Genomic DNA, 14,026 nt, shown 5'->3' with positions numbered 1-14,026 from the left:
TCGCGGCGTTGCTGCTGGCCGCGACCGCGGCGCGTCCGGCGGTCCGGTGGCCGGACGCGGCGTCGGGGCGGGGGCGCCGCCGCGACTAAGCTTCGGCGAGTGACGACAGCCGCGACGACCCCGATTTCCACTTGGGCGCCGCTGCGTTCACCGGTGTACCGCGCGCTGTGGGTGGCGCAGCTGGTGTCGAATCTCGGGACCTGGATGCAGACCGTCGGCGCGCAGTGGATCATGGTCGACCAGCCGAACGCGGCGGCGCTGGTGTCGTTCGTGCAGACCGCCATCACGCTGCCGGTGATGCTGCTGGCCATCCCGTCCGGGGTGATCGCCGACCTCGTGGACCGGCGCAGGCTGCTGCTCGGCGCCCAGTCCGCGATGGCGGCGCTGGCCGCGCTGCTCGCCGTGTCGACGGCGACGGGTCACACCACCCCCGGCGTGCTGCTCACCTTGTTGTTCCTGCTCGGTTGCGGGCAGGCGCTGACCGCGCCGGCCTGGCAGGCGATCCAGCCCGAACTGGTCTCGCGCGAGCAGATCCCGGCGGCCTCCGCGCTGGGCAGCATGAACATCAACATCGGCAGGGCGGTCGGTCCCGCGCTGGCCGGCGCGCTGGTCTCGTTGTCCGGGCCGACGCTCGTGTTCGCGCTGAACGCCGTGTCGTTCGTCGGGATCGTCGCCGTCCTCACGGTCTGGCGCAGGCCGGCGATCGACCGGCGCCTGCCCACCGAGCGCCCGCTGGCGGCACTGCAGGCGGGCACCCGGTTCATCCGCGCGGCGCCCGCGATCCGCCGGGTGCTGCTGCGGTCGATCCTGTTCATCGCCCCCGCGAGCGCGGTCTGGGCGCTGCTGCCGGTGATCGCGCGCGACCGGCTCGCGCTGTCGTCGTCCGGGTACGGCCTGATGCTCGGGGCGCTCGGCGTCGGCGCGGTGCTCGGCGCGGCGATGCTGTCCCGGTTGCGGGCATGGCTCACCCCGACGCAGCGGCTCACCATCGCCGCAGTCCTGTTCGGGTCGGCGACGGCGGGCACCGCGCTGCTGCGCGTGGTGCCGGTGGTATTGGTGCTGCTGGTCTTCGCGGGACTGGCGTGGCTGCTGGCGATGTCCACGATGAACTCGACCATGCAGCTGCTGCTGCCCGCCTGGGTGCGTGCGCGCGGGTTGTCGGTGTATCTGCTGGTCTTCATGGGCGGCCAGGCGATCGGCTCGCTGGTCTGGGGCCTGGTCGCCGGTGCGATCGGCTCGGTGCCCGCGCTGCTGTGGGCCACGGCGCTGCTCGCGATCTGCGCGGTGAGCACGGTGTGGCTGCCCATCCGGAACGATCCCGAGGTGCTCGACCTGACGCCCTCGGCGTTCTGGCCGGAGCCGCAACTGGCGGTGGAACCCGATCCCGACGACGGTCCGGTGCTGATCCTGCGCAGCTACGACGTGCCGCCGGAAGACGTCGAGGAATTCCTCGCCGCCATGGCCTTCGTCGGCCGGTCCCGGCAGCGCACCGGCGCGATGGAATGGCGCCTGTATCGCGACGTCGGGGTGATCGACCGTTATGTCGAGGCGTTCGTCGTGCGGTCCTGGGCCGAGCACATGCACCAGCACCAGGTCCGGCTCACCGCGCAGGATCAGCTGCGGGAAGAGGCCGTCGCGAAGTTCGGCGCACGCGAGGGGGAGCAGGTCACCCACCTCGTGGCGGTCGACCGGCGCTAGGGCGTGCCCTGCGCGCCGCTGCCGAGTGCCTGATTCGGTGCGGTCGCCCCGACCGCATACACTGTCCGGCATGCGGATGTTCCTGGATATCCTCCTGATCATCACCAGCGTGCTGCTGGTGCTGCTGGTGCTGCTGCACCGCGCCAAGGGTGGAGGTCTGTCCAGCTTGTTCGGCGGCGGCGTGCAGTCCAGCCTGTCCGGATCCACCGTCGTGGAGAAGAACCTCGACCGCGTCACCATCTTCACCGGCGTCATCTGGTTGATCGCCATTCTCGGCATCGGCCTCGAGATCAAGTTCGCCTGATCCCGGCGGCCACCACGCCCGCCGTGAGCGTCGCCGCGCCGAGCACGACCGCGGCGATGACGAACGCGGCGGGATAGGACGTCCCGAGCACCGGGGCCACCGCCACCGGCCCGAGGATCTGTCCCGCCCCGTATCCCGCGGTCAGCGGCGCCGCCGCGGCCCCGTCGGTCAACTCGGCGCCGACTCGCATCGCGAGCATGACGATTCCGACGAACGTCCCCCCGAACAGCGCCGCGGCCGTCACCGCGGCCCAGATCGCACCGGATACGGCCGGGAGCACCGCCGAGACACACTGCGCCCCCAACGCGATGGGTAACAGGAGCGCCGGAGGCCGGCGCCGCGCGGCCCCGGCCCAGAGCACGGTCGAGACCGCCGCCGCCGCGCCGACGACGATCCACATCGCCGAACCGGTCACCGGCCCGCGTTCCGCGCTCACCGCCGCCACCAGGAAGGTGCCGATCACGATGTACCCGAGGCCTTCGAGGAAGTAGGCCACGAACAGCGCACGCCAAGCGCACAGGACCCGTGCCGCTCCGCGTGGCACGCGCGGCCCCGGACGGATGTCGATGCGCCGGACGGGAATCAGAAGAGCCGCGGTGAGCGCCGCGGAGATCAGCCATAGAGTCTGCCACGACACCACCGGCCGCAACGCCAGCACCAGCAGGCCGGTCCACGCGATGCCGAATCCGATGCCCCCGAAGACGATTCCCGCCGACTGCCTGCCGCTGCCGGGTCGGCTGGCGAAACTCGCGCAGGCAACGAAGATCACCGCACTGGCGACGCCTGCGACCAGGCGCAGGAGGGCGAGTAGCAGGATCGGCCCCGGTGCCGCCATGAGTGCTTCGCTCGCGATCAACAGTCCTGCCGACGCCAGGAAGATCGTGCGGTGGCCGAGCTCGGGCCGCCAGGTCAACAGCAGCGCGCCGAGCAGATAACCGGCGTAGTTCGCGGTCGCGATCAGGGCGCCGTCGTGCGCGGTGATGCGCTGCGCGTCGACCATGAGCGGCAGCAAGGGGGTGTAGACGAAGCGCCCGACGCCCATCGCGGCGGCCAGGCCGGATGCCGCGGCCACCGCGGGTGCGAGGCCACGGCGAGGGGGCGCGGCGAGGACAACAGTGGTCACCGCTCGACCGTACGAGGCCGGGGCAGCGGGCGGGAAATGCTTTTCACGCACGATGTATACGCTCGACGCATGGATATCGAGCTGCGGCACCTGCGGGCGTACCTGGCGTTGTGCGAGGAGGCGAACTACACCCGCGCCGCGACCCGGCTGCACCTGAGCCAACCCGCGTTGACCAGGACGATCCAGCAGCTGGAGCGGTTGGTCGACTGCCGGTTGGTGGAGCGCACGTCACGTCGATTCGCGCTCACCGCGGAGGGCGCCGAACTGCTGGCCCACGCCCGCCGCATCCTGGCCGATGTCGACGGCGTCGCCGCGGAACTGCGCTCGCGCGCCACGCTGGAGATCGGCTTCTCGTGGCTGCTGCCCGACGCGTGGTTCGCCGCGACCCGCCGCCGTTACGAAGAACACGGTGGCCGGATCACCCTGCGGCGCGTGGACGATCCGCTCGCCGCGCTCGGCGAGCGCACTGTCGACATCGCCATCTACCGCAAGGAGACTCGGCTGCCGCGCCACCTGGCGTCGCGGATCATCGCGACGGAACGGCGGGTGCTCGCGGTGGCCAACCATTCGCCGCTGGCGAGCGCGCCCCACCTGTCCTGGTCCGAGCTGGCCGATCTGCCGCTGGTGGTCAACACCGTGTCCGGCACCACCGATGCGGCGTCCTGGCAGCCGGTCGACCCGGACCGCGCCGTCATCACATGCACGAACTTCGACGAATGGATCGAATTGGTCGCGGCCGATCGCGGTATCGGTGTCGTACCCGATCTCGCGCGCACCAGGGCGCCGCATCCCGGCGTCGTCTATCTGGACCTCCCCGACGCCCCGCCCTCGTACGTGTACGTGGCGTGGCGGGCCAGGCCGGTCCCGCCGCGCTCGGTGCAGCGCTTCCTCGGCGCGCTGTGAACGGAGTCAGTCGACGCGCGGGATGCGCCCGTCGATGTCGGTGAACCCGTAGTACTCGGCGAGGTCGGCTACCGGCCAGGGCAACCCGGTGCGGGAGCGACGCCCCGTGTCGGTGGCGAGCGCGACGACGGCGCGGCCGGTGAAGCGCGGCGTCTGCGCGTCGCCGAGGTCGAAGGTGCCCTCACCGGGCAGCGTGACCAGCCTGCGGCCGTCGGCGCCTGCCGGAACCAGTTGCAGCAGTTCGGTGTCGACGATGCCCGGCCAGAGCGAGACCACGGTGACCTCGGTGCCCGCGAGGTTGTGCGCCATGTCGGCGGTGAGCCGGTCCAGGGCGGATTTCGCGACGCCGTACACCGCGTTGTGCATGTACCTGCGCGCCCCCGGCGAGGAGATGTTGGCGATCAGCCCACCCGATTCGATCAACAGCGGCGCGGCGAAATAGCTTGCCACGTAATGCGACCGGACGCCCACGTCGAACGACTCGTCCCACGCCGCGGGCGGCACCTCCCAGAACGGCTTGCCCAGCCATCGGGCCGCGGCGGGGGAGTTGTAGACGTTGTTCACCAGCACGTCCAGCCTGCCGTGCTCGGTGCGGATCAGCTCGAACAGCCGCTCCACCGCGTCGTCGTCGCGGTGGTCGCACACGAACGGGATGCCGACCCCGCCCGCGGCATCGATTTCCGCGGCCGTGGCGTGTACGGTGCCGGGTAGTCGTCCCTGCGCCGCCGAGCGTCCGGTGACGAACACCGTGGCACCCGCCGCACCGAGTTCCAGCGCGATCCCTTTGCCGATGCCGCGGCTGGCGCCGGTGACCACCGCGATCTTGCCTTCGAGCCTCTCGGGTATTCCGCTCACGAAACCGGAACATTACCGTGAAACGATAACGTGTTCTAGGTTTTGGAGGCCCGAGTGAAGCTGACGCATCGGTTCGTGGCGACCGGCGGGGTCCGTATGCACGTCGCCGAGCAGGGAACCGGGCAGCCGGTGGTATTCTGCCACGGCTTTCCGCACACCTGGTACATCTGGCACCGCCAGCTTCCCGCCGTCGCCGCCGCCGGGTATCGAGCTCTCGCGCCGGACCTGCGCGGCTACGGTCGCACCGACGTCCCGGCCGACCCCGAGGCGTACACCAATCGCGCGGTCTGCGGCGATCTGCTCGCTCTGCTCGACGACATCGGCGCGCAGCAGGCGGTGTTCGTCGGTTTGGACTTCGGCGCGGCACTGGTGTGGGAACTGGCATTGCGCGCGCCGGAGCGGGTGCGCGGCGTGATCGTCTTGAACAATCCGTTCGCGCCACGTCCGCCGCGAGCTCCGTCGCAGCTGTGGGCGAAGGCCGCGGCCCGGCACTTCCTGCACCTGCACTACTTCCAGACTCCGGGCGTGGCGGATGCGGAACTCGGCGCGCGTCCCCGGGAGTTCCTGGCCCGTGTCTACTACGCGCTCAGCGCCGACTATCACTACCTGGATACCTGGCGCTTCCCGGCCGAGGGCACCGGCTATCTCGATGTGCTGCCGGAGGCGCCCGCGCTGCCCTGGAGCTGGCTCGGCGCGGACGAGCTGGACGTGCTCGCCCGAGATTTCGAACGCACCGGGTTCACCGGCGGATTGAACTGGTATCGCAGCCTGGACCGCAACTGGGAACTCACCGCCGAATACGCGGACGTGAAAGTCGCCGTGCCCGCCTATTTCCTGTACGGCGACCGCGATCCCGACATGGAGGGCTTCAGTGGCCGCGACCCGCTGGCCACGCTGCGTGCGCACGTCGCCGACCTGCGGGCGGTCACCGAGATCAGGGACGCGGGCCACCTCGTACAGCTGGAGAGGACCGAGCAGGTGAACGCGTTGCTCACCGCTCATCTCGCCCACTTGGCCGCGCATCCGGACCGGCTTCCGGCCTGAGGTGAAACGCCTTCGGGCTCAGCGATGTTCGTTGTCGGTGGGCACCGCTAATGTTCGGTGAATGAGTTATAGCCTGAGCATCTACGTCGTCGAACTGGACAGGGTCAAGGGCGCCATCGGGTCCCGGGACGACAAGCTCCGGCGGATGATCGGCGGCCGGTTCAAAGCCCAGCTGACCCACGACGACGACTGGTTCGCCGACGAGATCGCGGCCGGCGCGCCCACCCGTTACGAGGCGGTGCGCGCCGTCGTGGACGGCGGTCCCTTCGACCCGGCCTACGGTTTCCAGTACGGCTACGCCTACCAGACGATCTGCCAGTTCTACGGTCGCTTCGTGGACAACCGCTACTTCTCGGCGTTCCGGGGTCGCTGGCTCGACCACATCGACGACGGCCTGGCCACACTCGGCATCAAAGCGGTGAGCGTCCGCGCGTTCATGTACCACTCGCTGCCGCCTTCACTGCCGCAGCCGGACGAATTGCCCGGCTACGGCGAATGGACGCCCGAGCAGTGCGCCGAAGCGCTCGTGCAGTGGGAGTCGACCACGCCGCCGCAGCGTGAGGAGGTCGACCACGAGGTCCTCGCGGCGATCGAGTCCTGCGTCGAGTGGATCCGGGAGGCGCAGGCGCGTCCCGGCTGGGGCATCGCCGGGTTCTTCTACTGAACCCTGCCCAGCGGGAGGGTCGGTGGTCTAGCGGTATTCCTCCGCCAGCTTCGGGTAGTCCGACCACCGGGGCAACGGTTGGAAATCGAGGTAGGCGGTGAGACGGTCGAGCAGGTACTGCCAGCGCGGGCCGATCGCGCCCGCGTCGGCGGGGCACACGTGGCGGCGGGTCAGTTCCACGGTGGTGACCACGCCGACCTGGGTCATCCGGACTTCGAGCAGGCAGCCGTCGATGTGCACGACCAATTCGTGCGGCGCCTGGCAGTGGTCGACGCGGACCGCGACCGGGCCGGGGACCGGACCGTCGAACAACTCGATGGTGAGGTTGCCGTTGCCGCCGGAGACGGCGCCGAGCCAGCGGGCGAGCTGGCCGCGCTCGGTGGCCGCCGACCACACGTCCAGTACGGGCTTGTGGAACGACCGCAGGTAGTGCAGGAGCACCAGATCGCCGTCGGTCGTGTGCTCGTGCTCCGGCCGCACCTCGCCGAGCATGGACATCGTGGTCATCGCGAGTCCTTTCCGCTGCTGGTCACCGTCACCTGACTGTATTTCCACTATTCCCCGGTCGAATCGAATTCCGCGGAATGCCGGGCCCCGGCGCGCCGCGGTTCCACACCGGTCGCGTCGGGTAGCAGCCGGAGGGCGGCGGCTTCGACGCGGTCCTCGTCGAGTAGCACCGTCGCAGCGGCCGGACCCAGCGGCACGAAACTGTCCTCGCTGGTCACGCGCGCGAGCCTGCCGGTGAAACCGGCGTCGATCAGCGCGGCGCACACCGCCTCCGAGACACCGCCGCTGCGCCGGGTCTCGTCCGCGACGAGAACCCGCCCGGTCGCGCGCGCGTGCCGCAGCAGATCGTCCACCGGCAGGGGAGCGAGCCAGCGCAGATCGAGCACGCGCGCGCGGATCCCGAGCCGGGCCAAGCGCTGTGCCGCGCGCAGGCTCATCGGCACGCTGTTGGCGAAGCCGACCAGGGTCAGGTCGGCCCCGTCGCCGTAGACCCGCGCACGGCCGATCTCGACGTGTTCGTCAGGAGACGGGCGGGCCAGCCAACCGTCATCGCCCGGATGGTGCAGGTCGCGGGTGTGATACAGCGCGATGGGCTCGAGGTACAGGCACACTCTGCCGTCCACCCGTGCGGCCGACACGCACGTGCGCAGCATCGCTGCGGCGTCGTCGGCGCGGGACGGGGAGGCGAGCACGACGCCGGGGATGTCGCGCAGCGCGGCCACCGAGTTGTCGTTGTGGAAATGGCCGCCGAAGCCCTTCTGGTAGGCGTATCCGGCGATCCGCACCACCATCGGATTCCGGTAGCGGCCGTCGGAGAAGAAGGACAGCGTGGCCGCTTCGCCGCGGATCTGATCGGCGGCGTTGTGCAGGTAGGCCAGGTACTGGATCTCCGGGATCGGCACGAATCCGGCCAGCGCCGAGCCCAGCGCGGTCCCGAGGACGCTCTGCTCGTCCAGCAGGGTGTCGAACACGCGGCGGGCGCCGAACCTCCGCTGCAAACCCTTGGTCACGCCGTATACGCCACCCTTACGGCCGACGTCCTCCCCGAAGACGAGCACGTCGCGGTCGCGCGCCAGCAGGCTCGCGAGCGTGTCGTTGATCGCCTGCGCCAGGGTCACCGGAGCACCCTGCGCGGCGCCGTTGCGATGATGCGGCATATCGGTCTCGGCGATCGCGTGGCCGTTGACCGCGTTTCCGCCGCTGTCGCGCCGGAGTACGTCGGCGCGCACGAGTGCCGGACGGGAGGGGCCGATCGGGGCGGTCACGGCCGCCGCCGAGGCGAGTTTCGGTTCCGTGGAGACGAGTTCGGCGGTCGCGGCGACGCGGCGGCCCAGGTCGGCGTATCGGTCGAGCAGGTCGGCGGGGGTGGCTACTCCGGATTCGATAAGCAGCCGTGCGGTAGCCAAGACCGGATCGCGAGCGAGATCGGCGGCGATGCCGGCGGGACGGCGGTAGGCGGTTTCGACGTCCGAGCCCGCGTGACCGAGCAGCCGCACCGTCCGCAGATGCAAGAACGCGGGCGCGCGGCCCGCCCGCACCCACCGGACGGCAGCGTCGGCGGTGGTCAGCGCGTCGAGTGCGGCGCAGCCGTCCGCGTGGAAGTAGGCCAGGCCCGGGCGGTGGCCGTACGCCTGCTCGATCCAATCCGGGGGAGTGGGGACGCTGATCCCGATGCCGTTGTCCTCACAGACGAACAGGACCGGCATCGGAATCCCTTGCCCGGCTGTGTGAATCGCGGCATTGATCGCTCCGGCCGCGGTGGAGTGGTTGGCCGACGCGTCGCCGAAACTGCACAGCACCACCGCGTCGGCGGGCCAGGGACCGGCGATGCCGAGCCGTGCCGCGCGATCGATCGCGAACGCCAGACCTACCGCGCGGGGCAGATGTGAGGCGATGGTCGAGGTCTGGGGGATGACGTGGGCGGAAGCGCTGCCGAATACCTTGTGCCGCCCACCGGAAATCGGGTCCGCCGCCGCGGCGACCACGCCGAGCAGCACGTCCCGGATCGGATCGAGCCCGGGCACGCGCCGGGCCCGGTGCACGAAGAACGCTCCCGAGCGGTAGTGCAGCAGGGCGGGGTCGGTGATCCGCGCAGCGGCGGCCAGGGCGGCGTTGCCCTCGTGACCGGACGATCCGATGCTGTAGAAACCGCGCCGGACGCTGCCGAGGCGGCGTGCCGCGAGATCGAGATGCCTGCTCGCCGCTTGCGCGTCGAACAATTCCAGGCACGCCGCGCCCGTGACCGTGACGCCGGGTGCGACCGGCTGATCCGCCGGACGGCCCGGTCGCGGGCGAAGTGCGGCGACGGCGGTGCGCCACCGCTCGTCCAGATCCACTGCCTGCTCGGTCACCGACCGATCATCTCGTAAACTTCGCTGTTCGGCTGCATTATCCGGCGGTGTTCTTTCTGCTGCCGGGCAAAGTGGCGGACAAATTTACGAGATCTTCCGAGCTCGGCGGCAGTGACACCGCTGCCCCGCGAGGGCCGGATCAAGCTACGGCGCTCCGGCTCCCGGGCGCGGCAGCCCGCGCGGACGCGGCGACGCCGTGGCCTGCTCAGCGCAGTGCGGACGCGGCCCGTTGATCGAGCAGCCAGGTGGTGGAGTCCAGACCGATCGCGCCGGCCGCGGGGACCTCCACCGGCTCCGCGCCGCCGATGGCCGCGGCGACCGCCTCGGCCTTGGCGGCGCCGTCGACCACCAGCACGACGTGGCGGCTGCGGCGGATCGCGGGCAGGGTGAGCGTCACCCGCACCGGCGGCGGCTTCGGCGAATTCGTCACGGCGACGACGAGCTCGTGCTGTTCCCGCACCGCGTCGGTGTGCGGGAACAGCGAATTGATGTGGCCCTCGCCGCCCATGCCGAGCAGGTGCAGATCGAACGCGCCGTGTTCGGCGAGATAGGCGTGCACCGTCGCGGAGTATTCGGCCGCCGCCTCCACCGGGTCGGGGTACTCGCCGTCGGAGACGGCCACCGGATGCACCCGCGCCGGGTCGACCGGCACGTGGTCGAGCAGCGCCTGCCTGGCTTGCAGGTCGTTGCGCTCCGTGTCGTTCGCCGGCACGAAACGCTCGTCACCCCAGAACACCTCGACCCGGGACCAGTCGATGCCGCCGGGGGACTCGCGCACCCGCTCCAGCAGGGCGATGCCGGTTCCGCCGCCGGTCAGGACGGCCGACGCGGAACCCCGCTCGGCCTGTGCCGCGACGATGACCGAGACGAAGCGGGCCGCAGCGGCGGCCAGCAGCGACTCGGTGTCGAGGTGCACCTCGACGGTGTCGCTCGGGAACGGCGAATCGGTGTGCTCACTCATAGATCACCTTCTCGATTCCGGCCAGCGCTTCCGCATAGGTCTCGTCGGCGTCCAGCCTGCGTAGGTCTTCGGCGAGGCAGTCGCGCGTCTCCCTGCGCGCCAGGGCGATTCGTTGCACCGGCTCACCGGTGCGGGTCAGCGTCGCGGTGCGGCCGGTCTGCGGGCGTTCGATCGCGATGGAGACGGTGGGGCGGTGCAATTCCACCTGCAGCGGGCCGGTGCGGCGGCGCACGGGGCAGTCCAGCCGGGCGGCCAGCCAGCCGGCCAGGATGTCCAGGGCGGGCTCGTCGCGCAGCCCGGACACCGTCACCGAATCCACCGTTTCGAACGGCGGCTCGTCCATCGCCGCGGCCAGCAGGGCACGCCAGTAGGTGATCCGGCTCCAGGCCAGGTCGGTATCGCCGCTGGCGTAGGACTGCAGCCGCTTCTTGATCGCCGCCTGCGGATCGGGTGCGAACGTGGCGTCGGTGATGCGGCGGCCGGCCAGGCGCCCCACCGAGTCCTTGGACGGGAACTCCGGCGCTCCGCGTGGCCACCAGGCGACCACCGGCGTGTCCGGCAGCAGGAACGGTGTGACGACGCTGCTCTCGTGGTTGACCAGTTCGCCTTGCAGCCGCAGCACGATGACCTCGGCCGCCCCGGCGTCGCCGCCCACCCGGATCTGCGCGTCCAGCCGGGTAGCGGCCTCCCGGTCACCGCGCGCCAGCACCACGACACGACAGGGGTGCTCACGGCTGGCCTCGTTCGCCGCGTCGATCGCGTCCTCAGCCTCGGAGCTGTCGAGCGTGCACACCACCAGGGTGAGCACGCGGCCCACGGTGATCACGCCGTTGCTCTCGCGCAATTGCACGATGCGCTTGGTGACCTCGCCGGTCTTGGTCTCGGGCATGTCGACGATCACGGGCGCCGCCATTCCCGCCCCGTGCGGGCGATCATCTCGTCGGCCGAGGGCGGACCCCAGGTGCCCGCCTCGTACGGCTCCGGCCTGCCTTCGGCGGCCCAGTGCTCGAGCACCGGATCCAGGATCCGCCAGGACAATTCGACCTCCGCGTTCACCGGGAACAGTGACGGCACCCCGAGCAGCACGTCGAGGATCAGGCGTTCGTAGGCCTCGGGAGAGGATTCGGTGAACGCCTCGCCGTAGGTGAAGTCCATGTTGACGTCGCGCACCTCCATGCTGGAGCCGGGCACCTTCGAGCCGAACCGGGTGGTGATGCCCTCGTCCGGCTGTACCCGGATGACCAGCGCGTTCTGCCCGAGTTCCTCGGTCATGGTCTGGTCGAACGGCAGGTGCGGCGCCCGCTTGAAGATCACCGCGATCTCGGTGACCCTGCGGCCGAGCCGTTTTCCGGTGCGCAGGAAGAACGGGACACCCGCCCAGCGGCGGGTGTCGATCTGCAGCCTGATCGCGGCGTAGGTCTCGGTCTTCGAATTCGGATCGAAGCCCTCCTCCTCCGCCAGGCCGACCACGTGCTCGCTGCCCTGCCACCCCTCGGTGTACTGGCCGCGCGCGGTGGTCTCGTCCAGTGGTTCGACGAGCTTGGTCGCGGAGAGCACCTTGATCTTCTCGGCTTGCAACTGCTTGGGCTCGAAGCTGATCGGCTCCTCCATGGCGGTGAGCGCCAGCAATTGCAGCAGGTGGTTCTGGATCACGTCCCGCGCGGCGCCGATGCCGTCGTAGTAGCCCGCGCGACCGCCGAGGCCGATGTCCTCGGCCATCGTGATCTGCACGTGGTCGACGAAGTTGGCGTTCCAGATCGGCTCGTAGAGCTGGTTGGCGAAGCGCAGTGCCAGGATGTTCTGCACCGTCTCCTTGCCCAGGTAATGGTCGATGCGGAACACCCGCTCCTCGGGGAAAACCCCGTTGACCAGTGCGTTGAGCTCCTGCGCGCTGTGCAGGTCGTGCCCGAACGGCTTCTCGATCACCACCCGTCGCCAGGGTTTGCGCGCCGCGTCCGGCCCGGTCGTCTGCGCCAGGCCGTGCGCGCAGAGCTGATCGAGCACGACCGGGAACATGTTCGGCGGAATGGACAGGTAGAACGCGTGATTGCCGCCGGTGCCGCGCTCCTTGTCCAGCGTGGTCAAGGTGTCGGCGAGCCGGTCGAACGCCGCGTTGTCGTCGAAGCTGCCCTGGACGAACCGGATGCCCTCCGAGAGCTGATCCCAGACCTCCTGGCGGAAGGGTGTGCGCGCGTGCGCCTTCACCGCCTCCAGAACCACCTGGGCGAAATCCTCGTCGGCGTAGTCGCGGCGCGCGAAGCCGACCAAGCCGAAGGCCGGAGGCAACAGCCCCCGGTTCGCCAGGTCGTAGATGGCCGGCATCAGCTTCTTCCGAGACAGGTCACCCGTGACACCGAAGATGACCATGCTGCACGGTCCGGCGATGCGCGGCAGCCGTTTGTCCCGTTTGTCACGCAGCGGGTTCTGCCATTCGGCGGCCTCGGGCCGATCCGTGGGCGCTGCCCCGGCCATCGATCAGCCGTTCCCGGTCGACGCCGACTTCAGCTCGTCGGCGGTGGCGGAAAGCAGCTCCTCCCAGGATTTCTCGAACTTGTCCACGCCCTCGCGCTCGAGCACCGCGAACACGTCGTCGAGATCGACGCCGACCGCTGCGAGCCGATCGAAGACCTCCTTGGCCTCCTCCGCCTTGCCCGACACGGTGTCGCCGCTGATCGCGCCGTGATCGGCGACCGCCTGCAGCGTCTTCTCCGGCAGCGTGTTCACCGTGTTCGGGGCCACCAGCTCGGTGACGTACATCGTGTCGGGGTAGTCCGGGTTCTTCACGCCGGTCGAGGCCCACAGGGGACGCTGCCGATTCGCGCCCGCGGCGGCCAGGGTCAGGAACGTGGAGGTGTGCTTGCCACCGTCGAAGACGTCCTGGTACTCGGCGTAGGCCAGGACGGCGTTGGCGATTCCCGCCTTGCCGCGCAGCGCGAGCGCCTCCTCGGTGCCGAGCGCCTCCAGCCGCTTGTCGATCTCGGTATCCACGCGGGAGACGAAGAACGAGGCGACGGAATGGATCTTGGCCGGATCGTGGCCGGCGACCTTGGCCTTCTTCACACCCTCGAGGTAGGCGCCCATCACCGCGCGGTAGCGCTGGACCGAGAAGATCAGCGTGACGTTCACGCTGATGCCCTCCGCGATCACCGCGGTGATGGCGGGCAGGCCCTCCTCGGTGGCGGGGATCTTGATGAACAGGTTGGGCCGATCGACGATCTTCCACAGTTCGACCGCCTGCGCGACGGTCCGGTCGGCGTCGAACGCCAGGCGCGGGTCGACCTCGATGGAGACCCGGCCGTCCACGCCACCGGTGGCCTCGAAGACCGGAGCGAACACGTCGCAGGCCGCGCGGACGTCATCGGTGGTGATGGTGCGGATCGCGGCGTCGGCGTCCGCGCCTTGCGCGGCAAGCTCTTTCAGCTGGCCGTCGTAGGCGTGGCCCTGGCTGAGCGCACCCTGGAAGATCGTCGGGTTGGTGGTGACCCCGACGACCGAGCGGGTCTCGATCAGCTCGGCCAGGTTGCCGGACCGGATGCGGTCCCTGGACAGATCATCGAGCCATACGGACACTCCCGCCGCCGACAAAGCGGCGAGATTCTCGTTCTGAGCCATGAGC

General features: G+C 70.2%; 13 protein-coding genes. 5 read left to right on the top strand and 8 right to left on the bottom strand.

Annotated features, from left to right (window positions below):
* Positions 1–99 precede the first annotated feature (99 nt).
* Complete coding sequence (locus NG1_RS25615; RefSeq protein ID WP_062974886.1) at positions 100–1,698, top strand: MFS transporter; 1,599 nt, start codon at positions 100–102, stop codon at positions 1,696–1,698.
* A 70-nt stretch (positions 1,699–1,768) separates the two neighbouring features.
* Positions 1,769–2,002: a preprotein translocase subunit SecG gene (gene secG, locus NG1_RS25610; protein WP_039798855.1), complete on the top strand. Its 234-nt coding sequence runs from the start codon at positions 1,769–1,771 to the stop codon at positions 2,000–2,002.
* Here secG and NG1_RS25605 read toward each other — a convergent pair.
* Positions 1,989–3,125, bottom strand: coding sequence for a YbfB/YjiJ family MFS transporter (locus NG1_RS25605; protein ID WP_062974884.1), 1,137 nt, complete (start codon positions 3,123–3,125; stop codon positions 1,989–1,991). The genes secG and NG1_RS25605 overlap by 14 nt on opposite strands.
* Positions 3,126–3,194: 69 nt before the next feature.
* Here NG1_RS25605 and NG1_RS25600 point away from each other — a divergent pair, with 69 nt between their 5' ends.
* Positions 3,195–4,028, top strand: coding sequence for a LysR family transcriptional regulator (locus NG1_RS25600; RefSeq protein ID WP_062974882.1), 834 nt, complete (start codon positions 3,195–3,197; stop codon positions 4,026–4,028).
* Positions 4,029–4,034: 6 nt separating this feature from the next.
* Here NG1_RS25600 and NG1_RS25595 read toward each other — a convergent pair whose 3' ends face one another.
* Positions 4,035–4,883 carry an SDR family NAD(P)-dependent oxidoreductase gene (locus tag NG1_RS25595; protein WP_062974880.1) on the bottom strand — a complete coding sequence of 283 codons (849 nt, stop codon included), beginning with the start codon at positions 4,881–4,883 and terminating at the stop codon, positions 4,035–4,037.
* 96 nt (positions 4,884–4,979) lie between these two features.
* On the opposite strand from NG1_RS25595, the gene NG1_RS25590 reads away from it, so the two are divergent.
* Both NG1_RS25590 and NG1_RS25585 read left to right on the top strand, forming a co-directional pair.
* Entirely contained in the window at positions 4,980–5,927 is a 948-nt protein-coding gene (locus NG1_RS25590; protein ID WP_062974905.1) for an alpha/beta fold hydrolase, read from the top strand.
* A gap of 61 nt (positions 5,928–5,988) precedes the next feature.
* The gene (locus NG1_RS25585) at positions 5,989–6,591 is read left to right on the top strand and encodes a DUF7691 family protein (protein ID WP_040867476.1); all 603 of its coding nucleotides are present in this window, start codon (positions 5,989–5,991) and stop codon (positions 6,589–6,591) included.
* Between the two features lie 27 nt (positions 6,592–6,618).
* Here the strand turns inward: NG1_RS25585 and NG1_RS25580 are convergent, their stop codons facing one another.
* From NG1_RS25580 to tal, 6 genes are all read right to left on the bottom strand, one after another.
* Positions 6,619–7,098, bottom strand: coding sequence for an SRPBCC family protein (locus NG1_RS25580; protein ID WP_062974903.1), 480 nt, complete (start codon positions 7,096–7,098; stop codon positions 6,619–6,621).
* A gap of 47 nt (positions 7,099–7,145) precedes the next feature.
* A complete protein-coding gene (locus tag NG1_RS25575) occupies positions 7,146–9,449 on the bottom strand; it encodes a thiamine pyrophosphate-dependent enzyme (protein ID WP_084499186.1) in 2,304 nt (767 codons plus the stop codon).
* A 205-nt stretch (positions 9,450–9,654) separates the two neighbouring features.
* The gene (pgl, locus tag NG1_RS25570) at positions 9,655–10,410 is read right to left on the bottom strand and encodes a 6-phosphogluconolactonase (RefSeq protein WP_062974878.1); all 756 of its coding nucleotides are present in this window, start codon (positions 10,408–10,410) and stop codon (positions 9,655–9,657) included.
* Complete coding sequence (gene opcA, locus NG1_RS25565) at positions 10,403–11,311, bottom strand: glucose-6-phosphate dehydrogenase assembly protein OpcA (protein WP_174554921.1); 909 nt, start codon at positions 11,309–11,311, stop codon at positions 10,403–10,405. Before opcA ends, pgl begins: the two co-directional genes overlap by 8 nt.
* Positions 11,308–12,882: a glucose-6-phosphate dehydrogenase gene (gene zwf, locus NG1_RS25560; protein WP_062974874.1), complete on the bottom strand. Its 1,575-nt coding sequence runs from the start codon at positions 12,880–12,882 to the stop codon at positions 11,308–11,310. Before zwf ends, opcA begins: the two co-directional genes overlap by 4 nt.
* 3 nt (positions 12,883–12,885) lie before the next feature.
* The gene (tal, locus tag NG1_RS25555) at positions 12,886–14,022 is read right to left on the bottom strand and encodes a transaldolase (RefSeq protein ID WP_062974873.1); all 1,137 of its coding nucleotides are present in this window, start codon (positions 14,020–14,022) and stop codon (positions 12,886–12,888) included.
* Positions 14,023–14,026 lie beyond the last annotated feature (4 nt).

Source organism: Nocardia gamkensis NBRC 108242 (assembly GCF_001612985.1).
GTDB classification, from domain to species: domain Bacteria; phylum Actinomycetota; class Actinomycetes; order Mycobacteriales; family Mycobacteriaceae; genus Nocardia; species Nocardia gamkensis.
This window is presented reverse-complemented; position numbering and strand designations above follow the sequence as displayed.

Bases quoted from the DNA above. Each gene is read 5' to 3' on its own strand.
- secG (WP_039798855.1), top strand. From the start codon at position 1,769: ATGCGGATGTTCCTGGATATCCTCCTGATCATCACCAGCGTGCTGCTG.
- NG1_RS25600 (WP_062974882.1), top strand. From the start codon at position 3,195: ATGGATATCGAGCTGCGGCACCTGCGGGCGTACCTGGCGTTGTGCGAG.
- NG1_RS25590 (WP_062974905.1), top strand. From the start codon at position 4,980: ATGCACGTCGCCGAGCAGGGAACCGGGCAGCCGGTGGTATTCTGCCAC.
- NG1_RS25585 (WP_040867476.1), top strand. From the start codon at position 5,989: ATGAGTTATAGCCTGAGCATCTACGTCGTCGAACTGGACAGGGTCAAG.
- NG1_RS25580 (WP_062974903.1), bottom strand. From the start codon at position 7,098: ATGACCACGATGTCCATGCTCGGCGAGGTGCGGCCGGAGCACGAGCAC.
- pgl (WP_062974878.1), bottom strand. From the start codon at position 10,410: ATGAGTGAGCACACCGATTCGCCGTTCCCGAGCGACACCGTCGAGGTG.
- zwf (WP_062974874.1), bottom strand. From the start codon at position 12,882: ATGGCCGGGGCAGCGCCCACGGATCGGCCCGAGGCCGCCGAATGGCAG.
- tal (WP_062974873.1), bottom strand. From the start codon at position 14,022: ATGGCTCAGAACGAGAATCTCGCCGCTTTGTCGGCGGCGGGAGTGTCC.